The organism is Achromobacter sp. K91, from assembly GCF_003576205.1.
Lineage (GTDB): Bacteria > Pseudomonadota > Gammaproteobacteria > Burkholderiales > Burkholderiaceae_B > Achromobacter > Achromobacter aegrifaciens.
Map to the genome: position 1 here is coordinate 396,527 of NZ_QWFB01000027.1, position 19,772 is coordinate 416,298.

Sequence of the window (19,772 nt, forward strand, 5' to 3'; positions counted from 1 at the left end):
CTGGCGATCACGACCGGACGCGCCCACCAAGGAATGGAGACCACAACCATGCTACGTGCCCTAATGTTCTCGGCCTGCGCGCTCGTCGCCTGCGCCCCCGCCGCCGCCCAGCAGTACCCGAACCAGCCCATCCGCGTCATCGTGCCGTTCACGCCTGGCGGGGGCACCGACTTCCTGTCGCGCACCGTCGCCGTCAAACTGTCCGACTCGGTCAAATGGAACGTCGTCGCCGAGAACCGGCCCGGCGCCGGCGGCACCATAGGCATCACCACCGCCGCGCGCGCCAAGCCCGACGGCTACGAAATCGTCATGGGCCAGGTCGACAACCTGGCCGTGGCGCCTTCGCTCTACACCAAGCTGGCCTATGACCCGGTCAAGGACTTCGAACCCATAGGCATCGTCGGCGAAGCCCCCCTGGTGGTCGTCGCAAGCAAGAACGGCCCGTACAAATCCCTCAAGGACCTGATCGCCGCCGCCAAGAAGGCGCCCGGGACCATCAATTACGGCTCGCCCGGCGCAGGCACCATCACGCACCTGGCCGCCGAACTGCTGCAGCTCCAGGCGGGCATCAAGCTCGTGCATGTGCCTTACAAGGGATCGGGTCCGGCCATGGCCGACCTGCTGGGCGGGCAGGTCCCCGTCATTTTCACGTCCATCCCCTCGGCTGCGCCGCAGATCAAGGCCGGCAGCGCCGTCCCGTTGGCCGTGACCTCCCTCAAGCGCAGCCCCGCCATGCCGGATGTGCCCACCGTCGCAGAATCCGGCTATCCGGACTTCGACGTGCGCGTATGGTACGGACTGCTTGCACCCGCCAACACGCCCAAGCCCATCATCCAGACGCTGAACACGGAGCTCAACAAGATCCTCGCAATGAAAGACGTCCAGGATGCGCTGGCCGCGCAAGGCGCAACCGCCATGCCGACCACCCCCGCGCAGTTCTCCCAGACCATCGCCGCGGATTACAAGAAGTGGCGCGGCGTCATCCAGTCCGCCAACGTAAAGCTTGAATAGCCTTTGATCCAGGTCTTGCGGCGGCCATCGATCAATACCTCAAACCGCCGCAGCATTTCAACGCACACGCGGCCTCGAAAACAGCCTAGACCAAACGCATGCATCGCCTCATGCTTTTGCACGACGCTTCCCTGGGACGCGCCGCGCATGCGCTTGGATGATGGGCCGCAGCAGCATTGACAGGAATTTTGCCAGTCGAGACGATGACCTCAGCGCCACAGGTTTCAACGTGGCGCAAGTGAAGGAGGCTCATCATGTCAATCTCATGCAGACGACTGGAGGATGTGATTGCGGTCTCGGCAGCAGGAGACCAGTACCGGATCGAGCGACATATCATTCAAGAACCCGCGACGGACGAAAGTCCCGATCCACACATAGTGCTGCAATGCCGCCTCTCCACCGGCGGCGCCGTGATCTGGGAAGGGAAAGATGTGTATCGGCTGAAGTCAGGCGAAATCCTCAGGCCAGTGAATCGGCGGAAGAAGAAGAGTCCTTTTGAAGGGTAGCGAAGAAAAGCCCGCGGCTTGCGCCTGCGGGCTTTTGTTTGGGAGGCGGGCAACTGCCCGCCACAACGTGGCACTCAGGCCATGCTCAAGCCCGCGTGGTGATGACGAAAGTATTCCCAGCGGCCGGCGTACCGTAGTACGTGGCTCGCCACTGCCCCGACGCGGTGCTCTGTTCGCCCCACATCTGTCCCAGCGTTCCGGTGGTGGTCGTAATGTCGGCCATGGCCATTGCGGGTTGCTCCGCGCTGTCGCAGATCTTGTGAATCGTGAAGGACGGACCGGAGGTGAATCCGGAGCCAGCACAATTGATCGTCATGCGGACAGAGTGGCCGTAGGAAACAATTTCGGTAGCGCTTGCCGCGTCGCCCCAACCGGACAGTGACACAGCCACCACGTCATTGAAGATTCCGGGATTCAGCATGCGAATCGAGTGGTTTCGTCCAACCAGCACTGATCCGTATTCCAGCTTCAGGTCCGTGCCCATCCAGTGTGGGCAGCGGCTGTCGCCATCCGGGCCGACGATGTAATTTCCTTCCACCAAGACGCCGCCTACTTTTCCCAGCGTCTGGCCAGACAGAAAAATCGGGATGCGGTCGTATGTGCTGTTTCCTCCGGCGTCGCCCGCGTTGTAGACCATGTTGCCGCGCAGAACGGTGTCATACACGCCGCCTGCGCCCACGTCCCAGCCCACGACCAGCGCATGCTTACCCTGTCCCCTGAGGGTGTTTCCCACGATCTCGTTGCCGACCGTGCTTACAGCGTTGCCGCCCACCGTGCAACCAATCCCGAACGTGGCGCCGCCGACCAGGACGTTGTCCGTAATCCTGCAAAATTGACTCATCACGCCGATCAGGTCGCCACACCCGATAGTCGCCAGTTCGTTTGTCAGCGCCGGGGAGCTACCTTCTGGATCTATCGTCAATTGCGTGTCGCTGATTCTCGCCATGATCCGGAATTCCCTGCCTCCGTCGATAACCAGCACTTCGCCTATTCGCACATTCGTGAACTTCGGCCCCGAAAGCCACGTCACGGTGGCGCCGGTCAGGTTCACGCGCAGCCTGGCATCGCGTCCGCCGATGATGGGGGAATAGATCGTATTGTTTGAAATGATGGTGTAGTCCGCGGCTCCGAGCAGTATCGCTCCCGCGCCCGGGCGAACGATCCTGTTCTGAAGAATCAGATGCCTCGCCTCCTGCCCCACGAATCCATACACGCCGATGGCATGCATGAACGTGTCCTCGATGTGATTGCCGACGACGCTCATGCGCGCTGCGCTGCATGTTATGCCGTATCCGCAACTGCCAACAAGCACGTTGTCACGGACCGTTGCGTCATCGGCCCCACGCACATGCACGAGAACCGCGTTGTAGTCTGCAGCATTGGTGCCGCGGTTGCCGTTGACCGTGCATCCGCGCAGCCCGGCGCCATGTGCGAAACCGAAGTCGATCAGAATAAGCAGATTCAGACCGTCCGGCTGCGTGATAACGGTCTTGCCGTCGCCAACCAGTTCCACGCCGGCGCGCATCTGGATAGACGAATTGATGACGTAGGTTCCGCCGGCGCACTGCACCTGACCGAGCCCGCTGTTGAAAGCCACGTCCAATGCGGCTTGAATGGCCGCACCGTCGATGGATTCGGCCAGGGAGGTGACGAATGGGTAATCGACTTGGGCGGCCGACAACGTGGCGTAACGCTCCGCGAGCGTATGGAGCGTGCCATCCGCGATCGGGCCATGGTCCTGGACTTGAACAGAATACCCAGTCATGTTGCCCGGAGAACTGGAAGTGCGAGGTCCCGGAAGAACGGTTGCATCATCATCGACATGATGCTTCATTGCTGCCGAATTCTCGGCCGAGCGCTTCAGTTGCTGTAGGGAAAGAGTTCTGATCGTCATGTGATATCTCCGGGAAATTTGCCGCTGCTGGGCTAGGGGGCATTCTCTGTTCGCGTATCAGGTCTACATGGCTTTCTCCTGGATGGACGAAAAAAAGCCCGCGGAGTGCGGGCTATCTGTTGCAGCATGACCTATCGGATCGCAGTCTCACGACGGGCCGAACCGGGATTTCTCCCAGCTCTGCACCGCCGCACGTTGCCGTGCCGCACACTCTCCGTACAACGCAACCAGCGCGATATAGCTGCGCGCCAGATCGTCCCAGCTATCGCTCGTCACCTCGGGCACTGGTGGGCACGGCTGCGCCAGGTTGGCCGGCAGAATTGGCCAGGCGGCCGGCCTCGTTGATGTGGCGCAGCCGCTCAGCGTCAATGCGGCAGCCAGCAGGTAAGGGACTCTGGACTTCGACACGGGTGTACCTTTCGATGATCTTGGGACTGGCGTCGCGCAACGCGGCAAGCGCGACTTCCAGGGATTCGGAGATTCCGCCCAGGCGTGCGGTCTGGCGCTGGAACTCGCTGAGCTCGGCCAGCGTATAGTCGGCGTTTGCCCGATCGACTCCGGCGCGGTACTGAACGGCGCCATACCAGCGCACACACAGGAAGGCGGCGGCCACCAGGACGGTGCCGATCAGATACGGTGCCAACGCGCGCAGCGATGCGTTCATGCGCGACCCTTCCAGTTGCGTGGAATCTGGAAATGCGGGCCGTCTTTGAGCGTTTTCCAGTCGCCGCCCCACTCCACCGGAACGCCGAGTTCGGCCGCGCAGGCCTTGACCACCTGCGCCAAGCCCGCGAAGGCCTGCCAGTTGCTCCAGGGAATCATCCCGTCAATCAGCGGCGCCAAGTCGACGGCATGGCTCAGGCCGTCCGCCTGCGGCAAGTGGTAGCTGGCCATCGTCTGACTGGAGCCACGGGCGACGTACCCGTGTTGCCGCTCAAGGGTTCGAACGCCTTCTATCACGGTGAAATCGACCGTCGTGCGTTGAATAGCCAGTTTGACGATCGCGGTCAGGTCGGGATGCACCCCGACCAGGCGGTCCAGGCTGCGTTGGGATAGCTGGAATGTACTCACGGATGAAGTCTCCGCATAAATGAAACGATGCGCCTCATGCCCCTCTGCCGCGCACTCGGTCGATCACGGCCTGCCACAACGCGCCGATGGGAACTGTCTGCACGACCTCCCATCCGCGGGAGACGATGGCCATGCCGAACATGCCGGTCAGAAAGCCGGCCAGGCCTTCTGGAATCTCCAGCAGTAGCGACAGATAGGGAGCCGCGTAGTACGCCACCAACGAGCCGCTGGCGGCCATGCTTAGCCGGGCTGGCCATGATCCTTGCAGATAGCGCATGGAAACCGCTGCGCCCAGAACGCCGGCGAGCTTTGCGGCAAGGGCGTCGAAATCTTGGATGTTCAATTTCGCCCCTCGCAAAAAAGAAAGGACCCAACGAAGTGAACTGCCCCCTAAAAGTTGAACGAGGTCCAACCTTCCGGGGGCAGTTCACGAGGCGGGGAAAATCTTGAGATTTCCCTAAATATCAGACTTTAGAGTCTCCCCCGTTGCCGCCAAACCAGGAGACTCTGGCCAAACAAAGTTGTGCGGAAACCCCGGCAATTGTTCGACGCGATTTAGGGCAATACGGTATCGCTTCCAGGAGTTCAGCAACAGCTCACCGCCAGAGGTGCTCACTTCCACATCTACGGCATCTTGCAACGGCGCGATGCGAATCGCCGCCTGGGCCAGGCGCGCGTCGCGCTCGGCCAGCACACGAAGGCGTGCATGTTCGTCCGACTCGGGCGGCCCTTCCACCAACTGAGGCATACCGCCCTCCCCTGGCACAATGAACTTGCCCTGCGCTTGTCCTTCCATCAGGTTCTTGTATTGCTCGTCGGTAATCGCCACTTTGTCGTCAGGAAGGACGTCATAGTGGGAATCGCCGAGATAGAATCCCCGGGTGTTGGGGCTGTAGTAGAAACTCATTCGAACCTCCTCAGTAACCAATCGCGAGAACGTTTGCCAACGCCCCGTTTGCCACAGTGAACGACGAACCATTCCAACGATAAGCAGTTATGCCTACCCCGGTCTTTGTCCGGCCGTAGGAGCCGTATACGACAATATTGTCTGTAAACCACTCAACGGAATTGGACTCGCTCACAAAAACCTTGAAGCACGCGTTTGGAAAGGCCACGGGAAACGTGGCCGTGACAGAGGAATTTACGGTCGCGGGCGCTACCATTTGTTGAATAACGAGACCGCTCGGCAGCCTTTGATAGCCGTTCGCTGCAATGGATGAGTTTCCTCCGCCCAAAAAGGCCGACACAAGCGTGGCGGGCGACAGACTTACGCCGTTGTGCAACAGTTCCGCCGCTTCAGCGATAGTCGCCATTCGCACGATCCCGGCCTTGTCAAACGTCGCGATATCGCTCTCAAAAATCACTCGCTTCCATCTCGACCATACTCCTGCTTCGTTGCGCGTCCGCACAAACTGGTCAGTTGTATAAAACGTCGTGAAAACCTGCGTGTTTATTTGACCTGAGCTTTGCACGAGCAATGTCCCCGCGGCCGATTCGGCGGGGTAGTGGAGTCCAATTTTTGCGTAAGCCGCAACGTTCTGCCCATAGAACCCGGACCTCAGTACATAATCAAGGTCTTGATCCTTATCCAGAAAGGCATCGAAGCCCAGGCCGAAAGACCCTACCGTCAACAAACGACCTGCAGTCGTATCGGTCTGGCTCGATTGAATTTTGGATTGAAGGGCTGCAGGCGTTACTACCTTGACGGCACTGATGCCTGCCTGGACCTCCTCATTTGTAGCCAGCCCCGCCCCTAGGGCAACCCAGCCCCCACCTCCGGCATCTGGATCAGCAGTGTTGTTTTCCATCAGGTTCAGCCACCTGCTGCCCGTACCTGACGAGGCCGCCAAAATCGCGCCCTTTGGATATCCACCTACGGCGGCCGAAAACGCAGCATCAAACCGGTAGTTCGCACCTGCCTGACTCCAGCGGATGGCCGTACTCAGGAAATTCAGAATGCCATTGAAGTCCGCACCATATGGCGGCACACCCCCTGCGGCCAGAGGAGTCATCGTCAACGGAGGAAATCCATCCGCGAAGGACGCCGCCCCCGGCGTCACGCCAATCTGCGACTCAACCGGAATAGTGTTCTTCGTGCCGCTTTCCGCGAACGGGACGGCCGATTTGATAGGTGCATTGCTAGCTTGCATTGATAAGCCCCGAAGAAGTGAAAAGTACGCCCGAGCCGAACGGCTGCATCAGCGCCTCGTTGAATCCAAATGTGGTGGAAAGATCGACCTGCAGGATGTTCGCCAGCACCGCGGCCGGCTTGGGCATCGCGCCTGACTGAGTCAGGATGGCGATTTCGTGCGGAGCCAGCGCGAACTCGAACACGTAGCGGAATTCCATCCTCCCGGTGTCCGACACGTAGCAACGCCCCCGCCCCGCAAAGAGGTTCGACAGCAGCCGGTTCAAACTGGGCGACGTGCAATCCGAGATATTGGCCAGCGCCTTGACCAGGATCAGCGTGCGATACGCGTCATCGGCAAGCCGATACGTCTGCGTGGCCTGCTCGCCTGTGTAAAACGGCGCCTGATTAAAGGGCTGCCAATTCAGCGCCTCGTCAAACCCCAGATAGGTGACGTCTCCCGGTATCGTCAACATCCGGCCGACGTCCACGATCCTGCCCCAGATGTCCAGCCCGAAGCCCTGCGCGGTCTCGACGTTCCAGACGAAGTCATGGAACGCGTCGAAATCGGCGTCGGGGTTGATGTAGTCATCCATGTTGTTGATCAACTGGACGAGGGTGGGGCTGTTGGCATACTGGCTGATGAGAGTCCGGGCCGCCAGCCCCGGCTTAGGCACGACGCTCATATCAATGTCACCGCAATATCGTTGGCCGTGATCGTGGGCCGGCGGTTGATCGGAACGGCCAGGCTGGCGGCCGATGGCGTATCGGAGCCCAGAAGCAGGGACAGGATGGAGACCACCGGGCTCAGCGCCGAAATGGGCGCGTAGTAGCGGCTGGCATAAATGGTCGATCCGATGCGTGCGCGCTGCCCGCCATCTCCGCCGTTGAAGGCGTCCATGATCGCCTGCTTAGTCAAGGCAACGATGTCCGATGGCAGGGCTGGGTTGTCCGCGAGCTGCACCGCGAAACGCACGGGCAACGCGGCAGGGGTTTCCCATGTCACGACATACGACGGGTAGGGATAGGCATATCCCTCCTTGTCCTCCACGGTGTACGAGGTGTTGCCGTTGTAGTCGGAGCCATTGCTCTTCTTGCGCCAGATGGCGTCCGCGATGTCCGCCGCCTCGCCGCCCGTCACCGCGACCCAGATGGAGTGCGGACGCAGGACGACGCCGCCTACCGTCTTCGGCACGGAGAGATCGTTCTCCGTCACGTAGGCGTCGATGACGCCCTCCACGTTCGCCACGTTGGCGTAGATTGCGGGGATCGAGCCACGGGCGTTCAGCGCCACCGACTGCCGCCGGCGCTCCTCGAACTCGGCCCGGCTTTCCACATGGCTGCCCACCGTCCCGGCATCCGCGTTCGACACCGAGTCCCAACCGGGAATGGCCTGATAGATCTGGTTCAGTGCGCCAGGCGCGCAATCCACCGGCCCGTCGACCGAGCAGGCGAATGGCAGGTCGACGCGTCCGCTGGCCGGTATCGTTCCCGCCTGGGTGCACAGGTACAGATTGTCATCCACCGCCTGCGCGCGCGCGCCCACTGGTATCGTCACGCCCGCCAGGCCCGTGCAGGTGGCGATGACAGCGGTGGGCGTACCGGGCTTGCGGTCCAGGAAGTAGATCCGCCCGATGGCGTCCTGCATCCGCCCTTGCGCATAAGCCGGGTCGACCTGGTTCACGTAGGACGCGAACTCGTTGTTCTTGTCGCCGATGATGGCGGTGGTGCTGGAGGCCAGCTGGCCCTGGGGCGTTTCCAGCGCGGGATTCAGCCCGCCACCGAAGGCCGCGTCCATGTCGGACAGGACGCCGGCAAGGATGGCGGATTCGTTGGGCAGCACCAGCCCTTCCGGCGTGAACTGCACGCGCGGCACTTTCGAGATGTTCGGCATGGTTTCCTCAGAAGCTGACGGTTTGCGTCGTTCCGTCTTGCAGGGTGATTGCGACATAGCCCGCCAGGGCGCGGTCGGTATAGGAGGTCAGCGTGCAGGCCGCGTCGGCCACGTCCGGGACCGTCAACGCGGCTCGCCGGACGTGTTCCCGCACCAGCGCCAGCGGCGGCTGATGGCCCAGGAATTCTTCCCAGTACGGAACGCCCGAGGCGGTGTTGTAGAACAGCTCCCCCTTGAAGAGCTTGATGGCGCTGGCGACGTCTTGCGCCACGGCGTAGGGCTTGGACGCCAGTGCGATATTCCCCGCGGCATCGAGCACCAGGTCCCAGGCCGTCCGGTCTAGCAGCATCGTGTTCAATTGGGCGCTCCTGTGTTTGCCGGCCCGCTCTGCACGCCGGAATGCGTGTGGGTGCTGCCCACGTCCTTGCCGTTGTTGCGCAGCGTACCCAGCGTGTGCATGTCGCCCTGCCAGGTAGACGTGCCGCCGAAGGATCCACCGCCTTGTTGCACCGTCCCGTTCAGCACGATCCGTGGAGAATTCAATGCGCACTGCGCGCTGGCGTTCAGTTCGATATTGGGCGCGGCCACCGTCACCTTCGAGGGCGACACGATGTGTATGCCGTCCGCCGTGAACTGCACATACTGCACCGGGGTTCCATTCAACAGACCGCCGAAATACAGCCCGTCCGCCATGTCGTGGGACCGCCAGGAACCGGGGTTGTTCTGCGCCTTCGAGGTCTTCACCAGCGAGATGTCCCGATTCGCGAAAGCCGCCATCCCGATATCCCCGACCTTCGGGTCCAGGATGACAGCGTCCGCTCCGCCCTGAAGGCGAAAGTAGGGAAGACGATGCAGGACGCCATGCGGCACGGCATTGCCGGCGCCATCGAGCTGGTTGACAAGCGGCTGCACATCGACAAAGCCCACGGGCGATAGCCCGCCTGCATTCGTCACCGACACCACCTTGACCAGCGTCGCCGTGCTGACTCGGATCAGCGCCTGGCTGATCAGGAACTGCAAGGCGCCGAACTCGCTGTCACCCTGGCCGGCTTGCGCCAGCCCTGCGTATCCGTATTGCTCAGGCATTGAGGTTCCTTTTGCACACCGCCACCGACTGCCAGACGCCGCCGGGGACCTCCGCATCCAGCTTGTGGGACAAGCTCACAATGATCCACTCGCCATGCGCGGGTTCGACGGTGCTGATGACCTGCACTCTTTTTCCCAATCCCAGATGCGGGTTGTAGAGCGTCGTCAGTTGGAGCCCCTTGCTCGTAAAAGCCGGATATCCGCTCAACCCCGTTTCCGGCGCCACGAGAATCGGATCGCCCTTGCGGTATCCGCCATCCGGCCAGACCGACAGGACGCCGCGGTCTATCGTGAAGTTGACCCGGGCGGCCTTCGCGCAGCTGCGCAATTGGTCCATGTCGGTTCCGGAAAAATAGGGATCGGCCAACACATAGTCCTCCCCGCTTTTTTCGCCCTTGTATCCCATCGATTCAGCGATATCGCACATGATTTCTTGCGCTTTTTTCGCACCGGGAAACGACCTGGCGGATGCGGGCTTCACCTGCTTGGCCCCGGCCACCTCGGCCTTGACCGTGAATATGCCCCCTGCGGCCGCCTTGCCCTCTGCACCCATTCCGTAGCCAGCCCAGGCCTCAACGATGTCCCCCTCGTAGACCAGGCAGGGAGCACCGGATTCCCCCCCTGCGTCGATCCGGACAAGATTCTTTCCCCGGCGTTCCGTCATGACGGGCCCTATCGTCGTCAGCTTGTTCATCAGGTCTTGATTCAGTCCGTGGATCAGCAGGGTCATCGGACTGTTTTCGAAGGTCGTATAGGCAGGAATGGTCACCGACATCCGGTAGCCGCTGAGCGTTACTTCCGGCCCCTGCTCGTCGCCGAACTTTCCTTTACCCAGGCTGATGGTCACGTCCAACCGGCGCTTGATGAAGCTCATAGTTCCAGCGGCTCCAGGTAGGCCAGGACGAAGCGCGATCCGAGATCCTGATACTGCGGGTCGGCGTGGCCCTGGGTGTCCACAAAGGCCAGATCCCCAACGAAGCCCAGGTAGGCAGACCGCACCAGCCGTACTCGATCATGGCAAAGCACCGTCGTCACGATGGGCGCATTGTCGAGTTCAAGATCCAGATAGAGTCCCGTCGACTTCTGGTAGACGGCGATCTGGCAGTTCTGCCCGGACAGCACGACGCTGAGCATTTGTGCAGGAACGGGCCTCAAGGGAATTCTCTTCATTGGATGGGCTCCAGATCGGCCACCTTGTTCTGATCGCGCCGGGGATAGGCGTCAATCTCGAACGCCTGTACCTGGCCATTGCTAACTTCATTCGCGCCGCTGGGGTCCTGCGTGGCCGGCGATAGCTGGACGGCCGTCTGCCGGACTTCCTGCAGAGTCAGTTCAACGATCAGGAGGCTGGAGCCGTTCTTGTCGGCGCGGGTGTATGAGTACTTCACCAGGTTGGCCGACGGATAGACGATCTCTGGCGTCGCCACTGAGTACAGCTCCGTGCTGCCGACGATGCGCTCCAGCACGGACAACATGACTTTGCGTGACACTGGATCGCCGCCATGCGCCAGCTTGATGGTCGCTTCGAACGGCGCATCGACCTTGTTGAAGGACGAGAATCCGCCCTGCTCAACCGGATGGCTGGATATCTGGCCGCTCTGATTGAAGGTGATTCCAAGGAACGTCTCGAAGACCAGCATCTGCTGCCCATCGACGCCATACAGCCCCCAGCGAGGAGGACCGAAGATCCTGTCGGTCAGCGCCACACGTTCGAAGCTTGCCGGTTCGGAGACCGAAGGAAGGAACGCGGCGCGAAAGACTGCGGGGACGCCCGGACTGCTCGGAACATCGGGAAAAGGAATAAGCGGCATCAGAACATCCCCGTATTGCCTTGTTGGACGAGATTCTGGGAGCGCCCCACACGCCCCAAATCACGGGCGACTCCCTCGCCGTCCGTCGCTTGCGTCATAACCGTAATGGGGCCGTGGATATGGGTTTCGGACGTATTGCTGGTGGTTGCGGTGCTGCTCGGGATGGCGGCAGCGCTGGCTTGGGCTGCCGCGACCGTCATAGCTGCAGCTGCGGCGCCTCGTTCCTGATCTTCGAGGAAAAGCGTCCCATAAATTGCCCCGGCAGCGGCGGCGAGCTTGCGCTCTTCGCTTGAGCTGGCCCCTTCGGACTTGTTCAATCCGAAGTGGCGGTACACGGCCACGCTGGCCTGGGCCGGGGTGGTGGCAGCGGCCAGATGTACTCCCGCCCTGCGCCTGGTGCTCTCCAACTCACTGGCGACGAAATCCAGTTGCTGTTCAACCGTGGACTCGCGCAGGTCCATGCCATATATGCGCTTGAAGTCGGCCTGGCGTCGCGGATTCCATAGTCCGATGCCGGCGGAAACGCCATCAGCGCCCACGGCCCTGGGGTCCAGGTTGCTTTGGGCCTGCAGGTTGGCCACCACCCCCACGGCCGCCTCCCGGGTGTAGTCCTTGGCCTCGAAGTACCTGACTGCGTCGAGAATTTCCTTGCGCTTCAGCGCGGGATTTCTCATCGCAGCCAGGTCTTCTTGCTCGCCCCCATTCAGATCTTCGCTAAACAGGAACAGCGCAGCGCCAGCCGCCGCACGCCCAGCCAACTTCAACGCCGCAGGTCCCAAGCCTCTCAACGCACCCAGTCCACGCGCCGCGCCAGCGCCACCAAGGGTTCCGAGAGCCGTAGCCACGGCCCCCAAGGCAGATGCCAGGCTCAGCAGCGAATTTGCCCAGGAAAGAATCTTGAGCGCCCCCAGCGCTAGCAGGACGTTTTGCCATCCTCCCACCGCCTGCGCCGCCGAATCGACTGCATCAATGAACTTCACGATGGCCTGCGCCGCGCCGTCGACCCACTCGACGATTTCGTCTCGGTTCTCAAGCAGATAATCGCCCCAGCCCTGTGCGAGCGAGATAAGCCGCTCGAACGCCGGCATGAGCGCCAGCAGCACCTTGACGCTCACCGATTCAAAGGTATCGCGCAGATCCAGGTAACGGTCGCGCAGCTGCGAGGCAGCTTGCGCATCGCTACCGGAGATGGCGGCGCGCTTCTCCTGGACCTGAAGCAACCGCTCGAGCTCATCGGGCCCGCGCTTGAACAGATTGAACAGGCCCTCGTTGATACCCATGTCCTGGGCGGCCAGCGCGGCCTGGGCCCTGTCCTTCTGGTAAAGATCGGCAATGATCCTCGACCTGGCCAGAAGGTAGGTGTTCCCGTCCTTGAGGTCGCCGACATTGCCGCCGTTGCGGAAGAACCCGGGTAGCGAGTCCGCGGCGGATCCGCGGTTGAATCTGGCTACCTCGACCGAGGATTCCCTCAATTGGGCGGAAATGGCTTCCGCAGTTCCGCCTGCCCGCTCGGCCGCCTTCTGCCACGCGGACAGCCGCTCGGTGCTCATATCCAGATTCTGGGCCGTTTGGCTCAGACCGGCCGCACCGGAGTAGCTATCCGCCGCAAAACGCTTCGGATCGAAACCCGCGGTGACGAGCAAGGCGTCGATGATGGTGGCCATGCAATTACCTCGGTTCAGCTAGGACGCGCCTGTTGTGTGCGTCCACCGCAATCACCTCAAGCAGGTTGTACAGGTCTTCGGCACCGTAGACCGTCTGCAGGTCGTGCAGCAGGCCCGGGTGCCGGGAAATCACCACGCCAATGATCCGGGGGATATTGGCGTAGCGAATCAGGCGCGCGCCGCCGTCGTGGACTTGGAGCCCGAAGTCGATGGGACGGCGGCCGTAAAAAAATCCAGGTGCAAGCCCAGGACTTTCTTGCGCAACGCGAACAGCGTCGCCACCTCCTCGACATCGCCTGACATGAGCTCGCGCGTCACGTTCGGGCTGGGCTGGATCTGGACGCAATCCATCATCTTTTCCAGCAGCGGCTTGGCGCTCTCGAAAGGCAGCTTGGCGATGGCCTTCATGCCCATGGCGGCCACGCCGGCCAGCCCTGCCTCTGCGATGTTGTCCGGGATTTCCACCCCGGCGTTCATCAGCGAGAACAGCGCCCGACCGGCCCATTCCTCGGCGTCGTAGGCAGAAAGCTCCGTCAGGATGAACACCTTGCCCTTGTCGCGCCCTTCGGCGCCGATGGTCAGGGTTATTTGCTTTCTGGCCATGTCACACCAGCGCCGGAGAGACGTTCTGCCAGGTGATCTGGAACGCCATGGGTTGGAGCATCGCCTTGGCATCCGGCGCCGGCGGAATCTGCGTCAGCACGCCGCGGGTCAGCGTGTACTTGCGGTCGATCGACGGGATGTTGAGGGTGCCGTTTGCATAAAACACTTCGCGGGCCGTTTCACTGGCTGCCATCCAGATCTCGAAGACGCGCATGGACGGGGAATCGGGCTGGATCGTGATGGTCTGCACGCGGGGAACCGGCACGTAGCCGGCCGACATGCGGCCGTCCACGCCCATGGTTACCTGCGCGGGCTTGGCAGCCTCGAAGGTGAAGGCGCTGTCGGAAGCGTAGCCCTCGATCTTCTGCGGCACCGGAAAAACGCCGCCCACCGCAAGCATCAGAACCGAGTTGGCACTGGTCAAAGTCGCCATGTTGAATCCTTAAAGAATGGCCAGCGAGGCCAGGGTGATCTGCTGGACGGAACCGCCGTCCAGGTACCAGAACGTCATGGGCGGGGTGCCGCGGGCCTCTCTCACCTGCGGCGTCGCGTCCTTGATCTGCAGATACCAGCCGCGGGTCTGGAGCGTGTCGGAGATATCCACACCGGCCTGGCTGTTGATCTGCGCCTTCTGCTGGCTCGACAGCGTCACGCCGGCGCGGATGGCGCCGAAGTTGACCGCGGCGTTGATCGGGTCCAGGCAGGCAGCGTCGATCAGCGTGTAGCCGTCGATGTTGTAGGGAATGGCGTTCACCTGGGTCAGCAGCGTCATCAGCGCCTGCTGAAACGCCGCGTTCAACCAGATCTGGTTGACGTAGGTGTCGACCCATTTCCAGTTGCCGCTGATCTGGCCCGGGTACAGGAAGCGGAAGCGGTCGTTGCTGGTGGCGTAGTCGCCGTAGAAGTTGTAGCCGTTGTCGATCAGCGTCTGAGCGGTGGTCGCGTCAGTCACGGAGAACGCGAGGCCCGACTGGCCCTTGAACGCCAGGGTGGCGCGGCCGTTGGTACGTTCGAAGTCGAGCGATGCAACGGCGCCCAGGACGAAGGCTGCATGCAGCACGTCCTTGTAGACCGGCACGGAGCCCGAGTATTCATTGGCGCTTACGACAGCCGCCCAGTTGGACGTGTTGCCCTGCTGGGTAGCGGTGATATCGGTGTCCCAGCCGACGTAGGCGTAGCGGTCGCCCTGGGCATTCGTCCACGCCGAAAACGCCACTTTGCCGGCCGTATCGGGCTCGAAGGTCGTCATGAACGCCGCCCAGTTCTGGGTCAGGTCGGTAATCCGGCCCATGTCCACCGCTGGAATGCCGGCCGCGGCACCCAGCGACACCTTGGCGCCAGCGGCCTGCGTCAGCTTCAAGCCCGACGCGAGGGTGCCGCTGCCATAGGAGATCGTGCTGGCGACGCCATCGGTGGCCGAGACGATCACGAAAGCGGCACGCTGCGCATCGTAGGTGCAGGTGGCGCCCATGGCGGTGAACCCGGCTTCGATGATCGTGGCGGCGTTCGAGAAGCTCGTTGCCGTCGACAGGTCGATGCTGGCGGAGGTCTTCGCCACGCCGTCCACGGTCACCGTCAGGATGCCGGACAGCGCCTGCAGCTGGGTCAGCGTCACCGCGGCCATCGAGCCGCCGCGCAGATAGGCGGAAACCGCTGCCGCCGGATACTGGGCATACAACAGATTGCCCGGCTTGCGGGTCGAGTTGTCGAAGCCGTTGAAGTAGACGTCGGCCAGGGCGGCCTCGGTCGAGGTCGGACCGAAGAAGCGCTGTACGTCGCGCGGGGTCGCGAAACTCTGGACGGTGCCGATGGGGACGGCGGTATCGTGGGTCAGGATCAGGCCGTTCAAATCGAGCGCCGATCCGCCGGCGGAGATCACGCCAGGCACGACCTGGACGATTTCACTGGCGGGAATGGACATAGGATTAAGCTCCCGTAGGGTAGGTGGTGTCGGCCTCGATGAGGCCCACGTGAAGGTGATCCGCAAACTGCTGCGGCACGCTGATGGAAGGGTTGAACTGCAGGACGGCGTCGAACCACCACCGCTCGAAGGTCTGGCTTTCCCCGCTCTCGAAGGGCACTTGCTTGAGCTCGCCCGCGTACAACGGCTGGGTTCGTCCCAGATTCCCCAGGAACTCGCACCCGTACTGGCTGCGCAGGGCGATCGAGAGCGTGAGCGCCAGGTCCAGGGCCCGCGCCCCGTAGCCATCCACGCGGGCAGACCATTGCGTGGCCTGGGTCATGATCCGCTTCCCCGCCGCGGGCGACGGATCGGCATAGGCCATGACCGGCACGGAAAGTCCCTGCGCCGCCAGCGGAGTGATGACGACGCACTCGCGCGGTGGCGCGGGAACCCAACCGGGTAGACCGCGGACAACGTCGCAGTCGACCAAGGTCTTGAAGAATGCGGCGAGGTCCTCTACCAGCTGGTTTTCAGTGATGCTGATCTGAACGCTCATGGAGTTGGATTCCTGCTGAAGAAGACTGGCGCCGAAATATCGCGCCCAAATGCAAAAGCCCCGGCACGTGGCCGGGGCTGCATTTCGAGGTTGCATTTGTCAGGGGCGCAATGCCCCGGACAAATTGTGACCGATTGCGTGACCGTTGGGGCGGGGTCTTGTGACGGTTCCGTCACATGCAGTGCAAAGAAGTTCGACCCCTGCCCCAGCAGTGAAAAAGCCGGGGCCACGCGCCCAAAACAAAAAGCCCCGGCGCGTGGCCAGGGCTGCATTTGCTTGGGGCGCAATGCCCCGGACCCATTGTGACCGATTGCGTGACCTATGGGGCGCGGTCTTGTGACGGAACCGTCACACGCCATGCATAGGTGCGCCCATGCCCGCCTTTCTCGGGCTCTTGAATCAGCACGCTGCCGGTATCCTGCAGCGCATCCATGGCCCGCTGGATGCCTCTTTGCAGGCGCGTCTTTTCAGGAACAGACAAAGGCCGGCCGCGTGACACATGACGGACCAGCTCCATCAAACGGAATGAACGACCGGGATAGCAGGCCATCAGATCCATCACCTCGTGCGCGTACTTCACGCCAGCCTCCTTTCCACCAGGCTGCGGAAAAGACCCAGGTACAGTTTGTATTCGGTTTCGGTCATGGCCACGCCGGTCGTATCGGCAATCCAGTCCAGCGCCTTGGCGCGGCGCGCGCGGCCATCCAGCTGGCCGAACATCACATTCTTCTGCGGGTATTCGGCAATGATGATCATGCGCTCGTGCCAGGGCAGCGCGGCATGCATCGCCTCGACCTCCATGGCGTGGTGATGGTTGATGGGCCGGTAGTCCTCCTCTTCGGAAAGGTATACCTCCATGTTTCCCACCGTGGCGCCGGACCAGGTCCAGCGGGCCCAGTTCCAGATCAGATCGTCACCCGTCAATTTACTCATCAGCCACCTCGCATTGTTTACCTGTCTTGCCGCTGGAACCGTTCTGCAGACGGTCCTCCGTATCCTGGCTTTCGCCCTTGGCGCGCTTGAGCATGTCGGCGATGCCCTTGCTCGGGTGGTGGCCGCGCGCAATGCGCGCATCCCACTTTTCAATCCAGCTCCGGGGCGGGCGTCCGCGGTCCCGCAGCACCTTTTGCGCGCCCATTTTCTTGAGCGCCGCCTCGGCCTCTGCGCGCGTGGCCAGCGTCTGGCCGGGCGCGGGCAGCGCCGGACGAGGCAACGGGATATCCGCCCACACGCCCTTCGCCAGCTCCTCGTTCAGCGTCTTCTCCCAGCGCGCCTTGATGGCGCCGTAGGTGCAGCCCAGCAGATCCACCGTGCTGACGCCCACCGCGGCCCAGTACACCGCCGGATGCGACCAGACACCGGGCTCGCCGCGCCTGCGCGCGGACAGGCCACGCACGGCCTCGTGATAGGCCACTTCGGGAACCATCCACGGGCAACATAATTTGATGAACTGCGGCAGCGTCGGCGGCCATTCCTGGGTCAGGCAGGCGACCAGGCCGCGACGCACCTGCACCTCGTCCAGGCCCGCCAATTTCTGGTTCCATGAATCCTTCAGTTCACGGGCAGTCAGGCCCTGCCATTGCTGCGCGAACTTGGCGCCGTACATCAGCAGCATTTCATTGACCACCAGCGCGCCCATGGCGGCGGAAGGCATGTCAGCGGGTTGCATCTATCGTCCCCATGAACCGCTCGCGCGGCCGGCCGTCGTCGGCCAGTACTTCTCGCAGCTCCTCGGTCCAGTCGGCCAGGCGTTGCGCCCTGCCTGCCGGCTGGCCGGCTGTAGCAGGCGTGCGCGGAGGGAAGAGACCCTGGTACCCGCCCGCGATGCTGTTCGCGATCACGGCCCCTGGCGGATGCCCGGCGGCCAGATAGGCGGCAAGCTGTTGCAGCTGACGCCTGGCGCCCTCCTGCGTCACCGGCTTTTTGCGCGCCTTGCGGTCGGCAATCCAACTGACCCAGTCCTCGCGGTCCAGCCAATCCGGCAGTTCGATCACGGACGCGTCGAATCCGGTCCCCCGCTTGCGGGAGGTGTGTTCTTTTGATTCCTGGTTCTTGGTTCCTGGTTCTTGGTTAGCTTCCGATCCGGCTACTGCCGGGCCATGGCCGGGTTGCTCGTCGAAACCCATGGGAAACCCGCTGGGTTGTTCCAGATTGCGCTCTGCCAGCCTGGGCCGGCCGCCTCGCCGGCCGTTGGCCTTGGCAGTCTCGGCCTTGACGTGATACGCGGCAATCTCCACGTCCGCCCGTTTGTTGTGCCAATGGCCATCGCGCAACACGAAGAACTCGGCCAGCACCTGCGCGGCCGCCTCTCTTTCTTCTTCGCTACGGGCCCCCACCCACCGGAATACCTGCTGCAGGTTGTCCACGATGGGCTGCTCTTCGGCGTAGTACCGGCGCAGCAGGCGGCTGTAGATGGCATCTTCAAGCAAGCTCAGATGCGCCGTGGCCTGCGCGTAATCACCGATGTTGTGGCTGTAGTAGTTCATGCGTGTTTTTGCATCCCCGCCAGTCTTACCTCGCTATCATTTTTAAATCTTAGAATGCTAAGATTCTAAATGCAAGCCAACTAAGATTGTTTTTGTTTAGCATCCTAAGATGACCTTTCAGAAGCGAATCACACAGGCGTTCAACGAGGAAGCGGCCCGTCGTGCGGACGCGGCCGAACCGCGCCTTACCAAGACAGACCTATGGAAGGCAGCCGGCGCCTCTTCCGGCGCGGCGACGCATTGGTTCAATGGGTCCAACGGCATGGATATGGCGACCTGCATCAAGGTCGCCCCGCTGCTGCGCGTGAACGCGCAATGGCTATATGACGGCACCGCCCCGAAACTGCCGGCACGCGATGGATCCCTGGCCGCAGCGGTGCTGGCGCCCCCTCCGTGGCCCTTCCCCGGCATCCCGGAAGAACAGGTGCGGGCATTGCCCCCGGATCAGCTGAACAAATTGCAGGGCGCGCTTGCATTGGCAATCGCGCAATTGAAGCTGGGGATTGACGTCTCCCCTGCTACCGCCGCGCCACAAATGCCGACGGTCCTGCGCAGCGACTCGCTGGTGGACACCTATTTGTCCCGGGACGAGTTCCCCATGCGCATCGATGGCCTGCCTGCGGCGCCCTGGGAAGGCGGCAAGACCACGCGCCAGACCGAACGCGAAGGCAGGGTCCGGATCAGCACCCAGAAAGGCGTGGTCGCCAATGTGGGCGTGGGCGAACCGCCCGCGGCCAACGACAGATTCGAGAAGGTCCCGGAACTGGCCGACGTGCGCCTGGCTGCGGGCGACCCCATCGAAAACCATGCCGAAGAACAGACCGGCATGATCCAGTTCCGCAAGTCTTTCCTCAGGTCGGTAGGCGCGGACAACGGCCGAGGCCGCGTGGTGTATGCGAAGGGCGACAGCATGGAGCCCGTCATCCGCGACGGCGCTGCGTTGCTGGTGGTCCCCAATGAAAGCCTGACGCTGCAGGACATCGCCGCCGGCGGGGTTTATGCCATCAACTACGACGGCAAGATGATTGTGAAGACGATGGCCAGGGAACGGCTAACCGGGCAATGGGTGGCGCGGTCGTTCAATCCCTTGCACGATGACATCCCGCTGGAGAACGGGGCATCGGTGCGAGTGTTGGGGCGCTGTCTCTTATACACATCT

General features: G+C 62.3%; 25 protein-coding genes. 3 read left to right on the top strand and 22 right to left on the bottom strand.

The features are described 5' to 3' along the window. The first annotated feature begins 48 nt into the window (after positions 1 to 48). Positions 49 to 1,011 carry a tripartite tricarboxylate transporter substrate binding protein gene (locus DXK93_RS11315; RefSeq protein WP_119450080.1) on the top strand — a complete coding sequence of 321 codons (963 nt, stop codon included), beginning with the start codon at positions 49 to 51 and terminating at the stop codon, positions 1,009 to 1,011. 254 nt (positions 1,012 to 1,265) lie between these two features. Beyond that, a complete protein-coding gene (locus tag DXK93_RS31830; RefSeq protein ID WP_125472828.1) occupies positions 1,266 to 1,517 on the top strand; it encodes a hypothetical protein in 252 nt (83 codons plus the stop codon). Positions 1,518 to 1,602: 85 nt separating this feature from the next. Here DXK93_RS31830 and DXK93_RS11320 read toward each other — a convergent pair whose 3' ends face one another. The 22 genes from DXK93_RS11320 to DXK93_RS11425 all read right to left on the bottom strand — a co-directional run bounded on the left by DXK93_RS11320 (position 1,603) and on the right by DXK93_RS11425 (position 18,613). Next, positions 1,603 to 3,411 (bottom strand): right-handed parallel beta-helix repeat-containing protein, encoded by a 1,809-nt coding sequence (locus tag DXK93_RS11320; RefSeq protein ID WP_119450081.1) that lies wholly within the window; start codon positions 3,409 to 3,411, stop codon positions 1,603 to 1,605. A gap of 262 nt (positions 3,412 to 3,673) precedes the next feature. Beyond that, entirely contained in the window at positions 3,674 to 4,075 is a 402-nt protein-coding gene (locus tag DXK93_RS11325; RefSeq protein WP_119450082.1) for a hypothetical protein, read from the bottom strand. Then, on the bottom strand, positions 4,072 to 4,482 hold the full coding sequence (locus DXK93_RS11330; protein ID WP_119450083.1) for a M15 family metallopeptidase: 411 nt from the start codon (positions 4,480 to 4,482) through the stop codon (positions 4,072 to 4,074). The genes DXK93_RS11325 and DXK93_RS11330 overlap by 4 nt, the downstream gene beginning before the upstream one ends. Before the next feature lie 34 nt (positions 4,483 to 4,516). Next, positions 4,517 to 4,825, bottom strand: a complete 309-nt coding sequence (locus tag DXK93_RS11335) for a hypothetical protein (protein WP_059371904.1) — start codon at positions 4,823 to 4,825, stop codon at positions 4,517 to 4,519. Between the two features lie 114 nt (positions 4,826 to 4,939). Further along, positions 4,940 to 5,389, bottom strand: a complete 450-nt coding sequence (locus tag DXK93_RS11340; RefSeq protein WP_158598554.1) for a tail fiber assembly protein — start codon at positions 5,387 to 5,389, stop codon at positions 4,940 to 4,942. 10 nt (positions 5,390 to 5,399) lie between these two features. Next, positions 5,400 to 6,632, bottom strand: a complete 1,233-nt coding sequence (locus DXK93_RS31835; RefSeq protein WP_147400234.1) for a pyocin knob domain-containing protein — start codon at positions 6,630 to 6,632, stop codon at positions 5,400 to 5,402. Beyond that, positions 6,622 to 7,296, bottom strand: coding sequence for a DUF2612 domain-containing protein (locus DXK93_RS11345; RefSeq protein ID WP_119450085.1), 675 nt, complete (start codon positions 7,294 to 7,296; stop codon positions 6,622 to 6,624). The genes DXK93_RS31835 and DXK93_RS11345 overlap by 11 nt, the downstream gene beginning before the upstream one ends. Beyond that, positions 7,293 to 8,504, bottom strand: coding sequence for a baseplate J/gp47 family protein (locus DXK93_RS11350; RefSeq protein WP_119450086.1), 1,212 nt, complete (start codon positions 8,502 to 8,504; stop codon positions 7,293 to 7,295). The genes DXK93_RS11345 and DXK93_RS11350 overlap by 4 nt, the downstream gene beginning before the upstream one ends. Positions 8,505 to 8,511: 7 nt before the next feature. After that, entirely contained in the window at positions 8,512 to 8,853 is a 342-nt protein-coding gene (locus tag DXK93_RS11355) for a hypothetical protein (RefSeq protein ID WP_225589106.1), read from the bottom strand. A 5-nt stretch (positions 8,854 to 8,858) separates the two neighbouring features. Further along, positions 8,859 to 9,590, bottom strand: a complete 732-nt coding sequence (locus DXK93_RS11360) for an oxidoreductase (RefSeq protein ID WP_119450087.1) — start codon at positions 9,588 to 9,590, stop codon at positions 8,859 to 8,861. Then, the gene (locus tag DXK93_RS11365) at positions 9,583 to 10,464 is read right to left on the bottom strand and encodes a hypothetical protein (protein WP_119450088.1); all 882 of its coding nucleotides are present in this window, start codon (positions 10,462 to 10,464) and stop codon (positions 9,583 to 9,585) included. The genes DXK93_RS11360 and DXK93_RS11365 overlap by 8 nt, the downstream gene beginning before the upstream one ends. Next, the gene (locus tag DXK93_RS11370; protein WP_225596973.1) at positions 10,461 to 10,745 is read right to left on the bottom strand and encodes a hypothetical protein; all 285 of its coding nucleotides are present in this window, start codon (positions 10,743 to 10,745) and stop codon (positions 10,461 to 10,463) included. The genes DXK93_RS11365 and DXK93_RS11370 overlap by 4 nt, the downstream gene beginning before the upstream one ends. Positions 10,746 to 10,756: 11 nt before the next feature. Further along, positions 10,757 to 11,401 (bottom strand): phage baseplate protein, encoded by a 645-nt coding sequence (locus DXK93_RS11375; RefSeq protein WP_119450090.1) that lies wholly within the window; start codon positions 11,399 to 11,401, stop codon positions 10,757 to 10,759. Further along, the gene (locus DXK93_RS11380) at positions 11,401 to 13,065 is read right to left on the bottom strand and encodes a phage tail tip lysozyme (RefSeq protein ID WP_119450091.1); all 1,665 of its coding nucleotides are present in this window, start codon (positions 13,063 to 13,065) and stop codon (positions 11,401 to 11,403) included. Before DXK93_RS11380 ends, DXK93_RS11375 begins: the two co-directional genes overlap by 1 nt. A 168-nt stretch (positions 13,066 to 13,233) precedes the next feature. Continuing rightward, entirely contained in the window at positions 13,234 to 13,668 is a 435-nt protein-coding gene (locus DXK93_RS11390) for a hypothetical protein (RefSeq protein WP_054453326.1), read from the bottom strand. A gap of 1 nt (position 13,669) precedes the next feature. Next, a complete protein-coding gene (locus DXK93_RS11395) occupies positions 13,670 to 14,101 on the bottom strand; it encodes a hypothetical protein (RefSeq protein ID WP_054453328.1) in 432 nt (143 codons plus the stop codon). 9 nt (positions 14,102 to 14,110) lie between these two features. Continuing rightward, complete coding sequence (locus DXK93_RS11400) at positions 14,111 to 15,589, bottom strand: DUF3383 domain-containing protein (RefSeq protein WP_054453330.1); 1,479 nt, start codon at positions 15,587 to 15,589, stop codon at positions 14,111 to 14,113. Positions 15,590 to 15,593: 4 nt separating this feature from the next. Continuing rightward, on the bottom strand, positions 15,594 to 16,127 hold the full coding sequence (locus DXK93_RS11405) for a hypothetical protein (RefSeq protein WP_054453332.1): 534 nt from the start codon (positions 16,125 to 16,127) through the stop codon (positions 15,594 to 15,596). Positions 16,128 to 16,446: 319 nt separating this feature from the next. Continuing rightward, positions 16,447 to 16,707: a hypothetical protein gene (locus DXK93_RS11410; protein ID WP_054453334.1), complete on the bottom strand. Its 261-nt coding sequence runs from the start codon at positions 16,705 to 16,707 to the stop codon at positions 16,447 to 16,449. Beyond that, complete coding sequence (locus DXK93_RS11415; RefSeq protein WP_119450092.1) at positions 16,704 to 17,060, bottom strand: hypothetical protein; 357 nt, start codon at positions 17,058 to 17,060, stop codon at positions 16,704 to 16,706. The genes DXK93_RS11410 and DXK93_RS11415 overlap by 4 nt, the downstream gene beginning before the upstream one ends. Next, a complete protein-coding gene (locus DXK93_RS11420) occupies positions 17,053 to 17,796 on the bottom strand; it encodes a hypothetical protein (protein WP_119450093.1) in 744 nt (247 codons plus the stop codon). The genes DXK93_RS11415 and DXK93_RS11420 overlap by 8 nt, the downstream gene beginning before the upstream one ends. Beyond that, positions 17,783 to 18,613: a YdaU family protein gene (locus DXK93_RS11425; RefSeq protein ID WP_119450094.1), complete on the bottom strand. Its 831-nt coding sequence runs from the start codon at positions 18,611 to 18,613 to the stop codon at positions 17,783 to 17,785. Before DXK93_RS11425 ends, DXK93_RS11420 begins: the two co-directional genes overlap by 14 nt. A gap of 109 nt (positions 18,614 to 18,722) precedes the next feature. On the opposite strand from DXK93_RS11425, the gene DXK93_RS11430 reads away from it, so the two are divergent. Next, the coding region (locus DXK93_RS11430) for a S24 family peptidase (protein WP_147400235.1) at positions 18,723 to 19,772 on the top strand (1,050 nt) is incomplete at its 3' end.